Source organism: Pseudomonas sp. GW821-FHT12A04 (genome assembly GCF_058807755.1).
In genome coordinates this window covers 130,679-147,609 of record NZ_JBXAQZ010000001.1, presented here as the reverse complement: position 1 = coordinate 147,609, position 16,931 = coordinate 130,679, and the positions used below count along the sequence as shown (strand labels likewise).

The following is a 16,931-nucleotide window of genomic DNA, read 5'->3' as shown; positions in this document are numbered from 1 at the left end:
TGTTTTGTCACGGTTTTGACTTGTCCCCGTTTGCTGTGGAACCGGCTGTGAATAACGTGGGAGTAGCTGGCTGCAGGCCTTTTAAACCGTGGCTTACAGAGGTGTGGTTGTTTTTTGATCAGGTGTTTTTGCGCAGCTTGCAGGCCGCTTTGTCAACCTTTTTGTTCGGGATGAAAATGCATGTAATCGGCGTGGACAAGCCTGTGGATAAGTCTGTGACTAAACTCTGGAAAGACTCGGCTGAAGGCCGTGGTTACTGGCTTGGCGCCATCGCCGGTTTGACCCGTCAGTCATGAAAATGGCCAAGGGCTACACAGCAGGCGGTTGAGGGTCAAGCAAAAAAGTTTCAAAACCCCGCGCAAAGCCTTGTGGATAGCGGCTTGCAGCTTTTCCACTTGCCCCCAAAGACTGTGGACCGGCCTGTGGATAACGTGCGCGCACATGGCTGTAGGCCACGCTGGTCAAGGGGTTGCCGGGATTGAGCGTTTTTTGAACAGATTGAACGGTGGTTGCCGCTGTGAACAAGGCCGGGCATGCTGCCTGCTGATTTTCTATTCCAATGGCTGGCGATCAGCCGAAGCAAGGAGAACACGATGTCCAACACCCTGTTTATTACCGGCGCGACCTCCGGTTTTGGTGAAGCCTGTGCCCGTCGTTTTGCCGAGGCCGGCTGGAAACTGGTGCTGACTGGCCGTCGTGAAGAGCGCCTCAATGCGTTGTGCGCCGAGCTGTCGAAGCAGACCGAAGTCCATGGCCTGGTGCTCGATGTGCGTGATCGCAAGGCCATGGAGGAGGCGATTGCCAATCTGCCGCCATCCTTTGCAAAACTGCGCGGGTTGATCAACAACGCCGGGCTGGCCCTGGGGGTTGATCCGGCGCCCAAGTGCGACCTGGACGATTGGGACACCATGGTCGATACCAACGTCAAAGGCCTGATGTACAGCACCCGTCTGCTGTTGCCGCGCCTGATTGCCCACGGTCGAGGTGCCGGTATCGTCAACCTGGGGTCCATCGCCGGCAACTACCCGTACCCGGGCAGCCATGTGTATGGCGCGACCAAGGCGTTCGTCAAACAGTTCTCCGTGAACCTGCGCTGCGACCTGCAAGGCACGGGCGTGCGGGTCAGCAACATCGAGCCGGGCCTGTGCGAGAGCGAGTTCTCGCTGGTGCGTTTTGCCGGTGACCAGGAGCGCTACAACGCCACTTACGCTGGCGCCGAGCCGATTCAGCCGCAAGACATCGCCGAGACAATCTTCTGGGTGCTCAATGCCCCGGCGCACATCAACATCAACAGCCTGGAGCTGATGCCGGTGAGCCAGACCTGGGCTGGTTTTGCAATCGAGCGTAAGTCTTAATTGTGGCGAGGGGGCTTGCCCCCGTTGGGCTGCGGAGCAGCCCCGAAACCATAGCGCTCAATTTTCAGATGTACTTCATCCACCGGTTTGCGACTGCTCCGCAGCCGAACGGGGGCAAGCCCCCTCGCTACAAGAGCGGTCAAAACCGGACATCAGCTAGACTCCTCCCTCAAGCAACCCGCCGCACCCGGCGGTCTAGAGGTATCTGAGGAGATCAAGTGAGTAATCGAGGCGAGCAGGCGCTGCTCAAACAATCGACCTTCCTGATGCTCGCCGTGACATTCGCCGGGATCATCACCGGTTTTGTTTCGGGCGCCCAATCCATTCTGTTCGATGGCTTCTTTTCGTTGATCGCGGCCTTCATCAAGGTCCTGATGCTGATCACCGCCCGGCTGATCGCCAAGGAAAGCAACCAGCGCTTTCAGTTCGGTTCCTGGCACCTGGAGCCCATGGTGCTGGTGATCGAAGGCAGTTTCATATTCCTGGTGGCCGTTTATGCCTTTCTCAACGGAGTGTTCGGCATCATCAGTGGTGGCCGGGAAGTCGAACTCGGTCTGGTGATTTTCTACGCGGCCTTCTTCACTGTCGTTGAGCTCATTTATTTCTTCTACGTCCGCCAACGCAATCGCACGCTCAACTCATCGCTGATCCAGTTCGACAACATCAGTTGGCTGGTGGACGCGATGCTGTCGGCGGGACTGCTGGTGAGCTTCCTCATCGCGCTGCTGCTCAAGACTCAGGGTTACGACAAGTGGGCGGTGTATGTCGACCCGATGATCCTGATTCTGCTGGCCTTGGGCATGCTCCCCCCAGCGTTCAAAATCCTCGGGCCGGCCTTGCGCGATGTGCTGGGGATCGTCCCGGATCAACTGGACGACAAGGTGCGTCAGGTGATGGAAGTGGCGAAGGCCGAGCATGGTTTCGACGATTACATTTCCTACGTGCAGAAACACGGCAGGGCCTGTTTTATCGAGATTCACATCGTATTGCCGAAGGATTACTGGCTGGATGGTGTGGGGCAACTGGACAGTTTGCGCGAGGAAATCTCCACGAAGCTTGGCGAGCCGGATGCCGCACGATGGCTGACCATCAGCTTTACCGGGGACCGCAAGTGGATTGAGTGATTGGATTTCCTCTTGCCACTCAGTCAGCCGAGATACTGCGCCAACCCGCGATAACAGGTCGCCAGGTGATAAGGCGTGGTCGACGGCATGTCGCGGCGGCTGACTTCTCCGTGCTCGTCACGGCACTCGTACCAGCCGCCGTCATGCAGCGAGCGCTGCTGCAATGCCTGCAATTGACGCAGTACAGCCGCTTCGCTGTCCGGGCGCAGCGTTAATGCACGTAGGTACTCGGCCTGGGCCCAGATGCGTTGCGTGGCGTCCCGGGTACCGCCATCGGCTGCGAAATCGAGCATCGCCCGCACGGCGCCAGTCTGCTGATCAACGCCCACTTGCTCGGTAAAGGCGAAGGCCCGCTCCAGATCGGCATGCAGCGTCGAATTGCGCAACAGTGCCGAAGATTCCAACAGGAAGTACCACTCGAACTGATGCCCCGGTTCAAACCAGTTATCCACAGACCCCAGCGGTTTTTCCATCAACACGCCGTGCTGTGGATCGATGAAGCGCGCGTGCATGGCTGTGCATAACCCGACGAGCGCCTGTTGCACGTCGAGGTCTTCACGCACCGACAGGGTGGCGAGGAAAGCTTCGGCCAGGTGCATGAGCGGGTTTTGCAAAGGGCCGCTGTCCAGCGATGCCCAGTCGCGGTCGAGCGTGGCTTCGTACAGACCGTCGTCCGTGGCGAAACGCTGCGCGACCACTTCCAGCGAGGCGTTGAGCACCGACTCCACCAGCGGCTCGCGAACCTTGTCCCAGTAATGGGCGCAGGCGAACAGGATGAAGGCGTGGGTGTAGAGATCCTTGCGCTGATCCAGCGGCGCACCTTGTGCATCGACACTGTAGAACCAGCCGCCGTGCTCGGCATCGTGGAAGTGCCGCTGCAAGGAGCGGAACAACGCGGCGGCACGCTCTTCGGCGCCCGGCACCTGACCGATCAGGCTGGCAAACAGATACAACTGCCGCGCACAGGCCATGGCCCGGTAGCGTTGCGGTGGCAGTGGTTGGTGTGCGGCATCCAGCGCCTCGTAGGGCAACGCCATATCGGCGTTCCAGCCCGGACCTTGCCAGAGCGGCACGATGACGTTCAGGAAATGCTGTTGCACCGAGGCGAACAGGGCGGTCAGTTCAGGCTGAGAGGCAGAGCGGGAAACAGGCGGCATTGGCTGGCGTCGTCACGGCAGGGGCGATTGCGCGACATGTTAGCAGAGAGGCTGGGCTGAGAGAGGCTGTGTCTGTCAGGCCGCCTTCGCGGGCAAGCCCGCTCCCACAGGTGTACGCATTCCAATGTGGGAGCGGGCTTGCCCGCGAAGAGGCCGGGTCAGACACTAGAGAGTCAACCTGCCAGCAACCACACGCCAGTCGCCGCCGAAGCCGCGCCCGCCAGTCGCACCAGGGGCGCTGCGGCCTGCGGCAACACCCGCACCAGCGCATAACCCGCCGCGTGCAACACCGCCGTCGCCGCAACAAAGCCTGCGGCGTAGGTCCAGGGGCTCGACATTTCCGGCAGTTCCAGCCCGTGCGCGACACCATGAAACAGCGCAAACAACGCAGTCGCACCCACCGCCATCACCAACGGTGGACGCACTGCCAGGGCAACCGCCAGCCCCAAAGCCAACACGGAAGCGGCAATCCCGCTCTCCAGTGCCGGCAGGTTCAATCCTTCAAAACCCAACAGCCCGCCAATCAACATAGTGCCGACAAAGGCACATGGCAGCGCCCAGCGTGCGGCGCCTTGCTGCTGTGCTGCCCACAGGCCGACCGCGAGCATTGCCAGCAAGTGATCGAGACCGCCAAGTGGGTGGCTGATACCGGCGATCAAGCCGTTGTCGCCGTGTCCCGGATGGGCGAAGGCGAGGGTCGGAGTCAGCAGCAGGGCCAGGGCGCCGAAAATGCGTTTGAGTGTCATGGATAAGCTTCCTTGTTGATAAGTCGTGATCAGGCCGCGGTCAGCAAACCCTGGCGTTCGATGAAGGCAATGATCTCTTCCAGGCCCAGGCCGGTTTTCTGATTGCTGAAGACAAAGGGTTTGCCGTTGCGCATGCGTTGGGTGTCGCTGTTCATCATCTCCAGCGAGGCGCCGACCAGAGGTGCCAGGTCGATCTTGTTGATCACCAGCAGGTCGGATTTGCAGATTCCCGGCCCGCCCTTGCGTGGCAGCTTGTCGCCGGCCGAGACGTCGATCACGTAGATGGTCAGGTCGGACAGTTCCGGGCTGAAGGTCGCGGAGAGGTTGTCGCCACCGGACTCCACGAGAATCAGGTCCAGCCCCGGAAAACGGCGGTTGAGCTGATCCACGGCTTCGAGGTTGATCGAGGCGTCTTCGCGGATGGCCGTGTGCGGGCAGCCGCCGGTTTCCACGCCGATGATGCGCTCCGGTGCCAGGGCTTCGTTGCGCACCAGAAAATCTGCGTCTTCGCGGGTGTAGATGTCGTTGGTCACGACGGCCAGGTTGTAACGCTCGCGCAGGGCCAGGCACAGGGCCAGGGTCAGGGCGGTTTTGCCGGAGCCGACCGGGCCGCCGATACCGACGCGCAGGGGTTGTGCGTTCATGTGATTCTCCAAAATAAATGGCCCTAGGAACGGAACAGACGGCTGTACTGGCGCTCGTGGGCCATACACGCCAGGGACAGGCCGAAAGCGGCGCTGCCGTAATGATCGGGATCGATTCGAGTGGCGTTCTGTTGAGCCTGTTGAAGCAGCGGCAACAGTCCGCTGGTCAGGCGTTGGGCGGCTTGCTGACCCAGGGGCAGGGTCTTCATCAGCACCGCCAACTGGTTTTCCAGCCAGCTCCAGAGCCATGCGGCCAGGGCGTCCTGCGGGCTGATCTGCCAGGCGCGCGCGGCCAACGCCCAACCCAGGGCCAGATGTGGCTCGCTGCGCTGTTCGAGGAAGGCGCGGGCGGGGGCGTCGAGCTCCGGCAAGCCATTGAGCAATTGCTGCAACGAGTAGCCCATCTGCCGGCTCTCCTGATGCAGCTCGCGGGTTTCGCGGCTGGCGCGGTGTTCCTCGCAGCGTTGCAGCAATTCGTCCCAGTTTTCCTCGCTGGCGGCCAAGCAATGGGCGAGCAGCAAGGGTGCTTCGAAGCGTGCCAGATTCAGCAGCAACTGATCGCTGATCCAGCGTCGCGCACTGTCGGGGTCGTGAACACGGCCGTTATCCACAGCCATTTCCAGCCCCTGGGAGTAGCTGTAGCCGCCAATCGGCAACTGCGGACTGGCCAGGCGCAACAGCGCCCAGGCCGGGTTCATGTGCGTACGCCGAACTGGTGCAGTTTCGGCGCGTAGTTGAAGTCTTCATCGCCGTGACGCGAATGATGATGACCACCGCCGTAGGCGCCATGTTCCGGCTGGAACGGCGCCTCGATGTTCACGGCAACGGCACCGAGTTGTTCGAGCATGGCCTTGAGCACGTAGTCGTCGAGCAGGCGCAACCAGCCGTCGCCGACTTGCAGGGCGACATGGCGGTTGCCCAGGTGATAGGCCGCGCGAGTCAGTTCGAAGGCATTGGCGCAGGTGACGTGCAGCAATTGTTCGGGGCGGGCGCAGACACGCACGATTCGCCCGTCTTCGGCTTGCAGGCATTCGCCGTCACGCAACGGCGGCTGGCCGCGCTCCAAAAACAACCCGACGTCTTCACCCTCGGCACTGAAACAGCGCAATCGGCTTTTGCTGCGGGCTTCGAACGTCAGGTGCAGTTCGGCGGCCCAAACGGGTTGAGGGTCGATTCTGCGATGAATCACCAGCATCGGAAGGCTTCCAGCAATGGACAATGCTCAGGCTAGAGCAAGGGGCTTGCCAATCGGCATGATGTGTAGGAAATGCCTGACGGTGGCGTAGGACTGGTATCGATGGAGTGAGTATTTTGGTTGAAGTTGGTGCGTTGTTTTTGGTTTGCGCACCAAGTTAAAGCGGCGAGGTTTAATGTGGGAGCGAGTTTGCTCGCGATGGCGGTGGAACTGTCACATCGATGGTGGATGTCATGCCCTAATCGCGAGCAGGCTCGCTCCCACAGGGATTTCATCCACAGAAAGTTACTCAGTGCTGCCGAGCCCTTGCCAATGCTTGAGGCCGATAAAGATAAACCGCAGCTGCTGGGTGATTTTCGCCTGGGGCGTCAGGTGCTCTGGCAAGGCTTCGGCTGGCGGATCGATGATGTCCGGCAGGGTGGCGAACACGCTCTTGACGATCAGATCCGCCATGACGCTCAGGTCGGCGATGTCCAGATGCTGCAGTTTCGGCATCAGTGACAAATCCGCCGCCAGGTCCGAGCTGATGTTTTCACGCAAACGGCCGATGGCCTGGCGCACCGGCACTGAACCGCCGTACTGCTCACGGGCAAGAAACAGGAACTGCGAACGGTTGGCGCTAACCACGTCGAGAAAGATCCGCACCGAGGCATCGATGATGCCGCCCATCACGAATTCGTTGTGTCGTACCAGGCGAATGGTTTCGCGGAATGTCTGGCCGACTTCGCTGACCAGTACCAGGCCCAATTCATCCATATCGGCAAAATGGCGGTAGAAACCGGTCGGTACGATGCCGGCGGTTTTCGCGACTTCGCGCAGGCTCAGGCTGCCGAATCCTCGGCCGCCATCCATCAGGCGCCGGGCAGCGTCCATCAGGGCGTTACGGGTTTGTTGTTTCTGTTCGGCGCGGGGCAGCATCGCAAGGGCGTTTTCTGGACAGGGACGCGGCGCACTCTAGCAAATCGGCTTTGCCGGCGTCGAACGACTGTGGGGGGATCACGCGGGGATGTGTGGAATCTATCAAGTGGGCCTATGAAAATTCAAAAGCCCAATCCGGGGATTGGGCTTTTTTTCAAGGCGGCCATGGAGCTTAGCTCACGGCGCTGTTGCGTTCGATCACGCGGTCACCACCGCCTTCAGCAAGGGTTTGACCTTGTGGAGTGCGATCCGAACCGTCGGCGGCAAGGGTCTGGCCTTGTGGAGTACGGTCGGAACCATCAGCAGCCAGGGTTTGACCTTGTGGGGTGCGATCCGAACCGTCAGCGGCAAGGGTCTGGCCTTGTGGGGTACGATCGGAACCATCGGCAGCCAGGGTTTGGCCCTGTGGAGTACGGTCCGAGCCATCCTGAGTAATCAGGCCTTTTTCTTTCAGGCGATCATTACCGCCTTCGGCAAGGGTCTGGCCTTGTGGGGTGCGGTCGGAACCATCGGCGGCGACGGTCTGGCTGAACACCGAGTGGTCTTGTTTCACTTGTGGGGTGGCCTGGTCAGCTGCTGGCAGGGCAAAGGCAGTGCTGGCCAGCATCGAAAGTGTAAGGCTAAGCAGTAGTTGGCGTTTCATGATTGTTTTGCTCCGTGGGGGTGCGAATAAGTGGGTACGAGAGCAATGCTACTCTCGATAAATCGATATGAAAGTTCATAAACGCAATGGTAATAATCAACGGAATTGATTGTTTGCTGCGGAGGCCCTAGGCCGGGCGTTTTCGGCGAGTTGTCTTGCACTTTTGTGGGTGTTTTCGACCCACCTGTGTTGTGCAAAAGTGCAGGTCCGGTAACGCAGGTCGACCGACTGGTCAGTATTGGACTGGGCGAAATCGGCGAAATCGGTCTACCGATTAAACCTGTCGGGTTTTTATCAGTCGTAATTTGCATGGCGAGCCGTTTGCGGCTCACCGTTTCACATGTGCGTCGCAGTCGGGGCGCCCGGTCGTATCAGGAGCCCTGTGCAATGACGCGCACTCAAAAGACGTTGGTCTGGACCCTTTCCACTTTCCTTACCTTGTTGGTGATGCTGGTGCTGATCATCGTGTTCTTCGACTGGAACCGGATCAAAGCGCCGCTCAACGCCAAAGTTTCCGAAGAGCTGCACCGCGCTTTCGCCATCAACGGCAATCTGTCGGTGGTCTGGCAACCCGAGCCCGATGAAGGCGGCTGGCGCGCCTGGGTACCGTGGCCTCATGTGGTGGCCGAAGACTTGAGCCTGGGCAATCCCGACTGGTCGAAACAGCCGCAGATGGTCACCCTCAAACGGGTGGAGCTGCGTATTTCACCCTTGGCATTGCTGGCGCAGCGGGTGGTGATCCCGCGTATCGATCTCACCGAGCCCAATGCCCACCTGCAACGCCTGGCTGACGGGCGCGCCAACTGGACCTTCAAACTCGACCCAAAGGACCCGGACGCCGAGCCTTCGAGCTGGGTGGTGGATATCGGAGCGATCGGCTTTGACAAGGGGCATGTCACCCTCGACGACCAGAACCTGAAGACCCAACTCGACGTACTGATCGATCCATTGGGCAAGCCGATTCCGTTCAGCGATATCGTCGGCGACAAAGCGGCGAAGGCCGCGCAGAAGAAGGGTTCGTCACCCCAGGACTATGCATTCGCCCTCAAGGTCAACGGCCAGTACCACGGCCAGAAACTCGCGGGCCAGGGCAAGATTGGCGGGCTGTTGGCGTTGCAGGACGCGGCACGGCCGTTTCCGCTTCAGGCACAGGTAAAAATCGCCGATTCCAGCGTCGAACTGGCCGGCACCCTGACCGATCCGCTGAACCTCGGCGCCCTGGACCTGCGCCTGAAACTGGCCGGTACCAGTCTGGGCAATCTCTACCCGCTGACCGGCGTGATCCTGCCGGACACGCCACCCTATGCCACCGACGGCCATCTGATCGCCAAGTTACACGAGCCGGGTGGCGCGGTATTCCACTATGAAGAATTCAACGGCAAGATCGGTGAAAGTGACATCCATGGCAACCTGACCTACGTGGCCAGCCAGCCACGGCCAAAGCTCAGCGGTTCGCTGTTATCCAATCAATTGCTGTTCGCTGACCTGGCACCGCTGATTGGTGCCGACTCCAACGCCGAGCAGAAGGCCCGAGGCGGTGACAGCAAACAACCGGCGGACAAAGTGCTGCCGGTCGAAGAGTTCAAGACCGATCGCTGGCGCGATATGGACGCCGATGTCGAGTTCACCGGCAAGCGCATCGTGCACAGCGAAAAACTGCCGTTCAACGATCTCTATACCCATCTGGTACTCACCGATGGCGTGCTCAGCCTCGAGCCGCTGCGTTTCGGCGTGGCCGGCGGCAAGCTGGATGCGCAGATTCGCCTGAACGGCCACACCGATCCGCTGGAGGGCCATGCCAGACTCACGGCGCGAGGCTTCAAGCTCAAGCAGTTGTTCCCCGGCTTTGAACCGATGAAAACCAGTTTCGGCGAACTCAACGGCGACGGTGATATCAGCGGGCACGGCAATTCGGTGGCTAAACTGCTGGGCAGCGCCAATGGCAATCTGAAAATGCTGATCAACGATGGCGCTATCAGTCGCGAATTGATGGAGTTGGCCGGGCTGAACGTCGGCAACTACGTGGTCGGCAAGATCTTTGGCGACAAGGAAGTGAAGATCAACTGCGCCGCCGCCGACTTCGGCATCCAGTCCGGCCTGGCGAGTACCCGCTTGTTTGTGTTCGACACCGAGAACGCCATTGTTTACATCGATGGCACGGCGAACATGGCGACCGAACAACTGGACCTGACCATCACCCCGGAATCAAAGGGCTGGCGTTTGATTTCGTTGCGTTCGCCGCTGTACGTGCGGGGCAAGTTCATCAAGCCCGATGCCGGGGTCAAGGCCGTGCCGTTGATGTTGCGTGGAGCCGGGATGGTCGCGTTGGGCGTGATCGCCGCACCGGCGGCAGGGTTGTTGGCGCTGATAGCGCCGAGTGGCGGCGAGCCGAACCAGTGCGCGCCGTTGCTGGAGCAGATGAAGGCGGGCAAGGCGCCGAAGACGGTAAAAAACTGAAGGTTGCCGGAGACAGTTCAAACGCTCCGATTCAGGGGCGCTTGAACGTCTTGCAAGGCTGGATCATTCAATTCAAGCCGGGGGGGCAGGGATATGCAGCAGCTTTGTTTCGATGTTAAGCCCCACTTTCTTGAGAACGTCATCTCTTACCTGATTGTAAAAGCGCCCATCCAGGACGCTACTCATCAGCCAAATGTTGGTCTTGTGTTCGTGGGTGACGCTCAAAACCGGCTGGTCGAGAATATCGATTGCAATCTCCTGAGCTGTTTTGAACGCCATTTGCAGGGTTACCACGGTCTTATTGTTGCGAATGATCGTCAGTAATGCGGCCGTGGAAGCCGCTATGTCTGCGTAGGCATTGCTCACGGTGGCGTTACTTTGGAGTTTCTCGACGATTGCCCTGACCGCTAGTGAGTCAGGCTGGAGTCTTGTCAGTTGCTCAAATGCGTTGGCCAGCGCTAGCCGTTCATCTTGTGGCAGGGCACTCCCGGTGCTTTGCTCAACAATATTTAAAAGGCTGCTGTTTTCAAACTTGAGTTGCTGAGTCGTTCGGCTGCCAACAGCCCAGCCGACTTTTTGAACGGTATCTGTATAAGCTGGCCACGATATTTCACGGTTGCCACTTTTCTTTGAGGCCACCAGATCGCCCAGCAGGCTGGAGGCTAGTATGTCTTTCTTAAAGCTGTCCGTGTGCGAGCCGCAAAAGATCGTGATGTTTCCATTGACTAGGTAAATATCGAACGGTGCTTTTTTCATAAGTTTTTCCTGCGCAGAGGCTTGCGCGGTAGCATATTTAAATCGGCAATTTTATTGCCGATTTAAATATGTGGTAAAGCGATTAGAAGTCCGGCAGGTTTTCGATGAATTTTTGTCCGTCTGCCTGATATTTTTTATATACGGCGTTGCGTATCCCGGAGAACGTTTTAATATCAAGGTGAGTACGAACAGCACCTGTTTTGATAGTGGTGGACTGTCGGGTCGATTTCCAGAACAGGATACCGCGCGTGCTTTCCCTCGCATCGAGGGATATGCAGTTAAGGATCATGTTGGGTTGCCCATTTTTATCGACCCAGATGGGTGCGATATCGAATTTTGCCTGAGTGCCAAGCTTTTTGTTTTTCTCAAAAATGGTGATGGCACCCGGATTGTTTTGCACCATCTCAACTGCTTTTTTCGCAACGTTGCTCAGTATTTGAGCCGCATTACCGCCAATCAATCCTGCAGCCACTTCCAGGGCAACCTGATCCATCGTCAGGCCAACTCTCTTGATCGTGACCTCCTGGATGTTCCGGTTTTGAGTCACCCAGCCCAGTTTGCTCAGGCCGTCAACATAGTAGCGATACCACTCGAAGAGTTTTTCATCTTCGGGGTAGAGTTTGGTGGCGGCGTTTTGCATGACCAGTTTGCACAAATTGACGTCGTCGATGATTTCCTGCGAAACGCCGGGCAGGAAGGCATCGATAGTATCAGGCATGACGCTGGCAGTTGGTTTGTTGATATCATGTTCAGGTTTGTTCAAGAGCGTAGAAAATACAGGTGCCGAGCGCTGCGTGATGATAGGTAATGCTGGCAGGGAATCAATAAATTCGAGTCGTTGTTCAAGTAGCATGAAAGTAATCCTTTACTTATTGGTGTGAGCAGCCGGCTGGCTGTGGTTGTTAGAGTAGGTTTATAGATTTAAAAGTCTAGTTTTGGTTTGTAACTTCAGGTTTTAGTTGTGTTTGTTATTCGGCGTTTGTGATTGTTCTAATTCGTAGTGGTGAACTTAAGCAGTCGTTAAACTTGAAACACTTGAACTGTTGTCGAGGCGCTGATCAGCGCACCGCATGCCCGGACAACAATGCCTCCTCACGCAACCACGCAAAAAAAGCCCGAACCGGTGGATGTCGCTCACGCCCCGGCACGCACAGTGCGCTGTAGCCGGCTCCATCGACCTGGATTTCCCCCCGGTACGGCAACAACAGACCACTGGCCACGCTTTCCGACACCAGAATATTGCTTGCCAGCACCAGGCCTTGGCCGGCAATCGCCGCTTGCAGGGCGTAATGCTCTTCGTCGTATTCGCGCATGGCCGGCCGACCGCCCAGCCAGGTTTCGCCGGAGCGAGCGAACCAGGCCTCCCATCCGTGGGCATAGAGTTTGGAGTTGTGCCAGCGCACGCTGATCAGCGTCGGAGCGCGACTCGACGCCAGGGCCACTTGTTCAGGCGAACCGTAGACACCAAAGGACTCATCGAACAGGCACTGGCCGTAAAGGTTGGGGTAATCATCGAGGCTGTAGCGCAGCACCAGGTCGACACTGGCGTCCTGATGCAGATCGATGACTTCGCAGTGGGTATCGAGGCGCACGTTGATGTTCGGGTGTCGGGCGTAGAAACGTCCCAACCTTGGCACCAGCCATAGGGCGGCGAAGGCGGCGGTAGTGGAGACCGTCAGGCTGGCGCCACTGCGTTGCGGACGCAGTGTATCGACACTTTGCGCCACTTCCAGAAAAGCCCCATGCAGGCTCTGGAACAGCCGTTCGCCGCATTCGTTCAGGCGCACCTGGCGTGGCAGACGCTCGAACAATGGCACGCCGAGCCAACTTTCCAGTGAGCGGATCTGGTGGGACACCGCCGTCGGCGTCACCGAGAGTTCTTCGGCAGCAGCCTTGAAGCTCAGCAGGCGTGAGGCTGATTCAAAAGCGCGCAGGGCGGTCAGCGGCAACGAGGCGAACATTGAACACTCCATGGATGAAATGGATTCATCCAGACTGATTTCTGCTCATTTGAGCGAGGACGGTAGTGAGCCTCAAGCTGCAAACCACAAGCCGTTTGAGTTTAGCCCTGAGGAGAGACAGATGAGTAGAATTCTTGCTGTTCATGCCAGCCCCCGTGGTGATCGTTCGCACTCCCGGCGTTTGGCCGAAGTGTTTCTGGCGGCCTGGCAGGCCCGTCATCCACACGCGCAACTGACCCGACGCGAAGTCGGTCGGGCGCTGATTCCGCCGGTCACCGAGGCATTCGTGGCCGCCGCGTTTTACCCTGAGCCCGCCGCTCGGCCGCTGTCGATGCAGGCCGATCTGGCGTTCAGCGACGAACTGGTCGGCGAACTGCTTGGCCATGATGTGCTGGTGATTTCCACGCCGATGCACAACTTCTGCGTCCCCAGCGGCTTGAAAGCCTGGATCGATCAGATCGTGCGGGTGGGGGTGACCTTCGATCACACCCTGGACAATGGTGTGGCCCAGTACGAGCCGTTGGTGCTGGGTAAAAAGGCCCTGATCATCACCAGCCGTGGCGGCTTCGGTTTTGGCCCGGGCGGCGAGCTGGAAGCCATGAACCATGCCGACACGCTACTGCGTACGGTGCTTGGATTCATTGGCATCACGGACGTCACCGTGGTGGCTGCCGAGGGCGAGGAGTCCGCCGAGCGCAGCTTTCAAATCTCTGCCGCCGAGGCTGAGCAGCGCTTGTTGGCGCTGGCCGGAGAGTTCTAGATGGCCTGGCTGTTTCTGCTGGTCGCCGCCGGGTTCGAAGTCACCTTCGCCATGGGCATGAAGTACGCCGAGGGCTTCACCCGGCTCTGGCCTTCGCTGGTCACCGTAGTGGCCGCTGTGGGCGGGATCTATTTTCTGACCCTGGCCATGCGCGAGCTCCCGGTAAGCATTGCGTACCCGATCTGGACCGCCATCGGTTCGCTGGGCACGGTGTTTCTCGGTTTCGCGCTGCTGGGTGAAAGCCTGACCGTGATCAAACTGGTCTCGGTCGGGCTGATCGTGGCGGGCGTGGTAGGGTTGAAGTAGGGCGGATGACATAGACTTGTCATCTTCGCTGGTGATGCTTGGCGGATGTCTTGCATCCAGCCTTGCGTCACCGCCCGACCACAAGGATGTCCGCCCATGTCGCAAGGTTCTGCCCCGCGCTACCCGCTGGTGTTGGTCCCGGGAATGCTCGGGTTCATCCGGTTGGTGCTTTATCCGTATTGGTACGGGATCGTCGAGGCGTTGCGCCATGGCGGTGCGGTGGTGTTCGCGGTGCAGGTCTCGCCGCTTAACTCGAACGAAGTGCGGGGCGAGCAATTGCTGGCGCGTATCGAAGAAATCCTGCGGGAAACCGGGGCCGACAAGGTCAACCTGATCGGCCATAGCCAGGGCTCGCTGACCGCCCGTTATGCAGCGGCCAAGCGCCCGGACCTGGTGGCATCGGTGACCTCGGTGGCGGGGCCGAACCATGGTTCGGAGCTCGCCGATTACCTGCACGAACATTATCCCCACGAGAGCGTCCGTGGTCGTCTGCTGTGCTTTTTGCTGCGGATCGTCGGCGCGCTGATAGGGTGGCTGGATACCGGTTACCGCGGGCCGAAGCTGCCGGTGGATATCCATGCATCCCATCACTCCCTCACCAGCGCAGGCGTCGCGCTGTTCAACCAGCGTTATCCACAGGGGCTGCCCGACACTTGGGGCGGTCATGGGCCGGAGGAGGTCAACGGCGTGCGCTATTACTCCTGGTCTGGCACCTTGCAACCGGGCATTACCGATCGCGGGCGCAACCTGCTGGACGGCACCAACCGCAGTTGCCGGCTGTTCGCTAAAACCTTCGTCCGCGAAGCCGGGCATTGCGACGGCATGGTCGGGCGCTACAGCTCGCACCTGGGCACGGTGATTGGCGATGAGTATCCGCTGGATCACTTCGATATCGTCAACCAGTCGCTAGGGCTGGTGGGCAAGGGGGCTGAGCCGATCCGGTTGTTTGTCGAGCATGCGGCGCGGTTGAATGCGGCGGGGCTCTAGTCCGCGTTATCGTTCATCGCGGGCAAGCCACGCTCCCACAGGTTTTCGGTCGTTCGCAACAGACGGGTTCGACACAACACCTGTGGGAGCGAGCTTGCTCGCGATGGCGTCAGATCAGGCAACACTGACCTTGCGCCCCAACACCGTCGTCCAACGCTCGGAAACGATCACCCCGCCCAAGGTCAACACCCCGCCCACCAGGTGATACATCGCCAGTTGCTCATGCAGCACCACCGCCGCAATCAATGCGGTAATCAGCGGCAGCAAATTGAAAAACTGCGTGGTCCGGCTCGGTCCCAAACGCACCACGGCCTGCATCCACGCCAGCGGCGCGACCATCGAAGCCAGCAGGCAGGCGTACAGCACCAGTGGAATGTTCTGCAGGGTCGGGCCGACTTTCGGTGAGGCGATGAACAGCGGGAACAGCACCACCACGGCCACCAGCACCTGCAGATACAGAAGCACCAGCGGCGGCAGTTTCAGTTGCCACTTTTTCAACAGGGTGCTGTAGACCGCGTAGGCCAGGGTGGCGATCAGCATCATCGCATCGCCCAGGTTGACCCCGTGTTCGAGCAATGTGCCAAGGCTGCCGGACGACACCACCACCAGTACACCTGCAAACGACAGCACCGCACCGGCCAGGGCACCCATGGTCAGGCGCTGGCCGAGGCTGATGATCGCCATGGCGAGCGACATCAGTGGCATCAGCGACAGGATGATGCCCATGTTGGTGGCCGAGGTCAGGCTCGCGGCGAAGTACGCCAGGCTTTGATAGACCGCCATGCCGAGCACACCGAGGACAAAGATCTTGCCCAGTTTCGGGCGGATCTGCGACCAATGGGCGAGCACCGGTTTGAGCATGAAGGGCGTGAACAGCAACCCGGCCAGCAGCCAGCGGTAGAAGCCGATCTCGGCGGGGAAGATCGCCCCGGCCGACATTTTGGTGATCACGGTGTTGCCGGCCCAGATAAAAATGGCCAGCAGGGGATAAGCGTATTGCATCGGGAAAAACCAGAACGTTAATGAAGGGCAATTATCCGCTTGTCTGGATGCAAGCCTATACTTCGATCCAGACAACCGGCCCCTGATGACGGACAGCATGCGCAGTAAACACATCGATCTGCTGGATTTCAGCGAATTGCCTTCGGCGGTGTACTTCCGCTACGCCGATTTCAATACCCACGAATTCGCCGCTGCGCACCGTCATCCCTGGGGCACTCTGGAGTATGCGGCCCACGGGGTGTTGCACATGGATGTCGACGGCAGCCGTTTCCTCTCGCCGCCGCAATACGCGGTGTGGGTGCCCCCCGAAATCGAGCACAGTTTCTACAGCCACCAGCCGATCAACTACCGTGCCGTTTGCCTGGCGCCGGCGGTCTGCGAGGATCTGCCACAACAGGCCTGCACGCTCGCCATCAGTGACATCCTCAAGGCGATCCTCAAGGACTTCGCCGTCCGTGACGTCAAGATTCCCGAGCAGGCCGCGGATAAACGCCTGGCTCAGGTTCTGGTGGATCAGTTGCAACAGGCGCCGGTGCATGAGTGTTACCTGCCCTATGCCAGCACACCGGGACTGCTGGGCATATGCGAGGCCCTGCAAGCCGAACCCGGTGACAACCGGCCCTTGGCGCATTGGGCGGCGCAGGTTCACGTCAGTGAACGGACCCTGGCGCGGCAGTTTGTCCGCGAGTTGGGCATGAGTTTTGGTGAGTGGCGTCAGCGTCTGCGATTCCTGGCCGCGATTGAAGCACTGGACAGCCATCGCAGCATTCAGGAAATCGCCTTCGACATGGGCTACAGCACCGGTTCGGCGTTTATCGCGATGTTCCAGCGTCAGGCCGGGTGCACGCCCGACTACTATCGACGCAACAAGAAGTTTTAACGCACTCGTTAAGAATTTTCATACAGCATTATCCGAAACA

At 59.3% G+C, this 16,931-nt stretch carries 19 protein-coding genes; 8 read left to right on the top strand and 11 right to left on the bottom strand.

The features are described 5' to 3' along the window. The first annotated feature begins 47 nt into the window (after window positions 1-47). The 3 genes from AC1RS8_RS00625 to AC1RS8_RS00615 all read left to right on the top strand — a co-directional run bounded on the left by AC1RS8_RS00625 (window position 48) and on the right by AC1RS8_RS00615 (window position 2,479). Entirely contained in the window at window positions 48-296 is a 249-nt protein-coding gene (locus AC1RS8_RS00625) for a hypothetical protein (protein ID WP_489339654.1), read from the top strand. Between the two features lie 297 nt (window positions 297-593). Next, window positions 594-1,355 (top strand): SDR family oxidoreductase, encoded by a 762-nt coding sequence (locus AC1RS8_RS00620; protein ID WP_056725413.1) that lies wholly within the window; start codon window positions 594-596, stop codon window positions 1,353-1,355. Between the two features lie 218 nt (window positions 1,356-1,573). Further along, entirely contained in the window at window positions 1,574-2,479 is a 906-nt protein-coding gene (locus tag AC1RS8_RS00615; protein WP_154861115.1) for a cation diffusion facilitator family transporter, read from the top strand. Between the two features lie 23 nt (window positions 2,480-2,502). On the opposite strand, the gene AC1RS8_RS00610 is transcribed toward AC1RS8_RS00615, so the two are convergent. The 7 genes from AC1RS8_RS00610 to AC1RS8_RS00580 form a co-directional block, all read right to left on the bottom strand. Further along, a complete protein-coding gene (locus AC1RS8_RS00610; RefSeq protein WP_349734538.1) occupies window positions 2,503-3,636 on the bottom strand; it encodes an AGE family epimerase/isomerase in 1,134 nt (377 codons plus the stop codon). Between the two features lie 173 nt (window positions 3,637-3,809). After that, complete coding sequence (locus tag AC1RS8_RS00605) at window positions 3,810-4,382, bottom strand: HupE/UreJ family protein (RefSeq protein WP_349734536.1); 573 nt, start codon at window positions 4,380-4,382, stop codon at window positions 3,810-3,812. 29 nt (window positions 4,383-4,411) lie between these two features. Then, complete coding sequence (ureG, locus tag AC1RS8_RS00600) at window positions 4,412-5,026, bottom strand: urease accessory protein UreG (RefSeq protein ID WP_090452850.1); 615 nt, start codon at window positions 5,024-5,026, stop codon at window positions 4,412-4,414. A 23-nt stretch (window positions 5,027-5,049) separates the two neighbouring features. Beyond that, entirely contained in the window at window positions 5,050-5,724 is a 675-nt protein-coding gene (locus AC1RS8_RS00595) for an urease accessory protein UreF (protein ID WP_489339655.1), read from the bottom strand. Then, complete coding sequence (ureE, locus tag AC1RS8_RS00590) at window positions 5,721-6,221, bottom strand: urease accessory protein UreE (protein ID WP_057712213.1); 501 nt, start codon at window positions 6,219-6,221, stop codon at window positions 5,721-5,723. Before ureE ends, AC1RS8_RS00595 begins: the two co-directional genes overlap by 4 nt. Window positions 6,222-6,506: 285 nt before the next feature. Further along, window positions 6,507-7,139 (bottom strand): TetR family transcriptional regulator, encoded by a 633-nt coding sequence (locus tag AC1RS8_RS00585; RefSeq protein WP_057712212.1) that lies wholly within the window; start codon window positions 7,137-7,139, stop codon window positions 6,507-6,509. 172 nt (window positions 7,140-7,311) lie between these two features. After that, window positions 7,312-7,782 (bottom strand): hypothetical protein, encoded by a 471-nt coding sequence (locus AC1RS8_RS00580; protein WP_057712211.1) that lies wholly within the window; start codon window positions 7,780-7,782, stop codon window positions 7,312-7,314. Between the two features lie 387 nt (window positions 7,783-8,169). Between AC1RS8_RS00580 and AC1RS8_RS00575 the strand changes: the two genes are divergently transcribed. Next, window positions 8,170-10,239 carry an AsmA family protein gene (locus AC1RS8_RS00575; protein WP_340312294.1) on the top strand — a complete coding sequence of 690 codons (2,070 nt, stop codon included), beginning with the start codon at window positions 8,170-8,172 and terminating at the stop codon, window positions 10,237-10,239. Between the two features lie 72 nt (window positions 10,240-10,311). Here AC1RS8_RS00575 and AC1RS8_RS00570 read toward each other — a convergent pair whose 3' ends face one another. The 3 genes from AC1RS8_RS00570 to AC1RS8_RS00560 all read right to left on the bottom strand — a co-directional run bounded on the left by AC1RS8_RS00570 (window position 10,312) and on the right by AC1RS8_RS00560 (window position 12,968). Further along, on the bottom strand, window positions 10,312-10,995 hold the full coding sequence (locus tag AC1RS8_RS00570; RefSeq protein WP_489339656.1) for a hypothetical protein: 684 nt from the start codon (window positions 10,993-10,995) through the stop codon (window positions 10,312-10,314). An 82-nt stretch (window positions 10,996-11,077) separates the two neighbouring features. Continuing rightward, window positions 11,078-11,848 carry a hypothetical protein gene (locus tag AC1RS8_RS00565; RefSeq protein WP_057712208.1) on the bottom strand — a complete coding sequence of 257 codons (771 nt, stop codon included), beginning with the start codon at window positions 11,846-11,848 and terminating at the stop codon, window positions 11,078-11,080. A gap of 205 nt (window positions 11,849-12,053) precedes the next feature. After that, the gene (locus AC1RS8_RS00560; protein ID WP_489339657.1) at window positions 12,054-12,968 is read right to left on the bottom strand and encodes a LysR substrate-binding domain-containing protein; all 915 of its coding nucleotides are present in this window, start codon (window positions 12,966-12,968) and stop codon (window positions 12,054-12,056) included. Between the two features lie 109 nt (window positions 12,969-13,077). Between AC1RS8_RS00560 and AC1RS8_RS00555 the strand changes: the two genes are divergently transcribed. The 3 genes from AC1RS8_RS00555 to AC1RS8_RS00545 all read left to right on the top strand — a co-directional run bounded on the left by AC1RS8_RS00555 (window position 13,078) and on the right by AC1RS8_RS00545 (window position 15,009). Beyond that, window positions 13,078-13,716: an FMN-dependent NADH-azoreductase gene (locus AC1RS8_RS00555; RefSeq protein WP_489339658.1), complete on the top strand. Its 639-nt coding sequence runs from the start codon at window positions 13,078-13,080 to the stop codon at window positions 13,714-13,716. Further along, on the top strand, window positions 13,717-14,022 hold the full coding sequence (locus AC1RS8_RS00550) for a DMT family transporter (RefSeq protein ID WP_046039891.1): 306 nt from the start codon (window positions 13,717-13,719) through the stop codon (window positions 14,020-14,022). Window positions 14,023-14,118: 96 nt separating this feature from the next. Further along, on the top strand, window positions 14,119-15,009 hold the full coding sequence (locus tag AC1RS8_RS00545) for an alpha/beta fold hydrolase (RefSeq protein WP_489339659.1): 891 nt from the start codon (window positions 14,119-14,121) through the stop codon (window positions 15,007-15,009). Between the two features lie 114 nt (window positions 15,010-15,123). Here AC1RS8_RS00545 and AC1RS8_RS00540 read toward each other — a convergent pair whose 3' ends face one another. After that, window positions 15,124-16,011, bottom strand: coding sequence for a DMT family transporter (locus AC1RS8_RS00540; protein WP_057712204.1), 888 nt, complete (start codon window positions 16,009-16,011; stop codon window positions 15,124-15,126). 97 nt (window positions 16,012-16,108) lie between these two features. On the opposite strand from AC1RS8_RS00540, the gene AC1RS8_RS00535 reads away from it, so the two are divergent. Beyond that, window positions 16,109-16,891, top strand: coding sequence for an AraC family transcriptional regulator (locus tag AC1RS8_RS00535; protein ID WP_057712203.1), 783 nt, complete (start codon window positions 16,109-16,111; stop codon window positions 16,889-16,891). The last annotated feature ends 40 nt before the right edge of the window (window positions 16,892-16,931 follow it).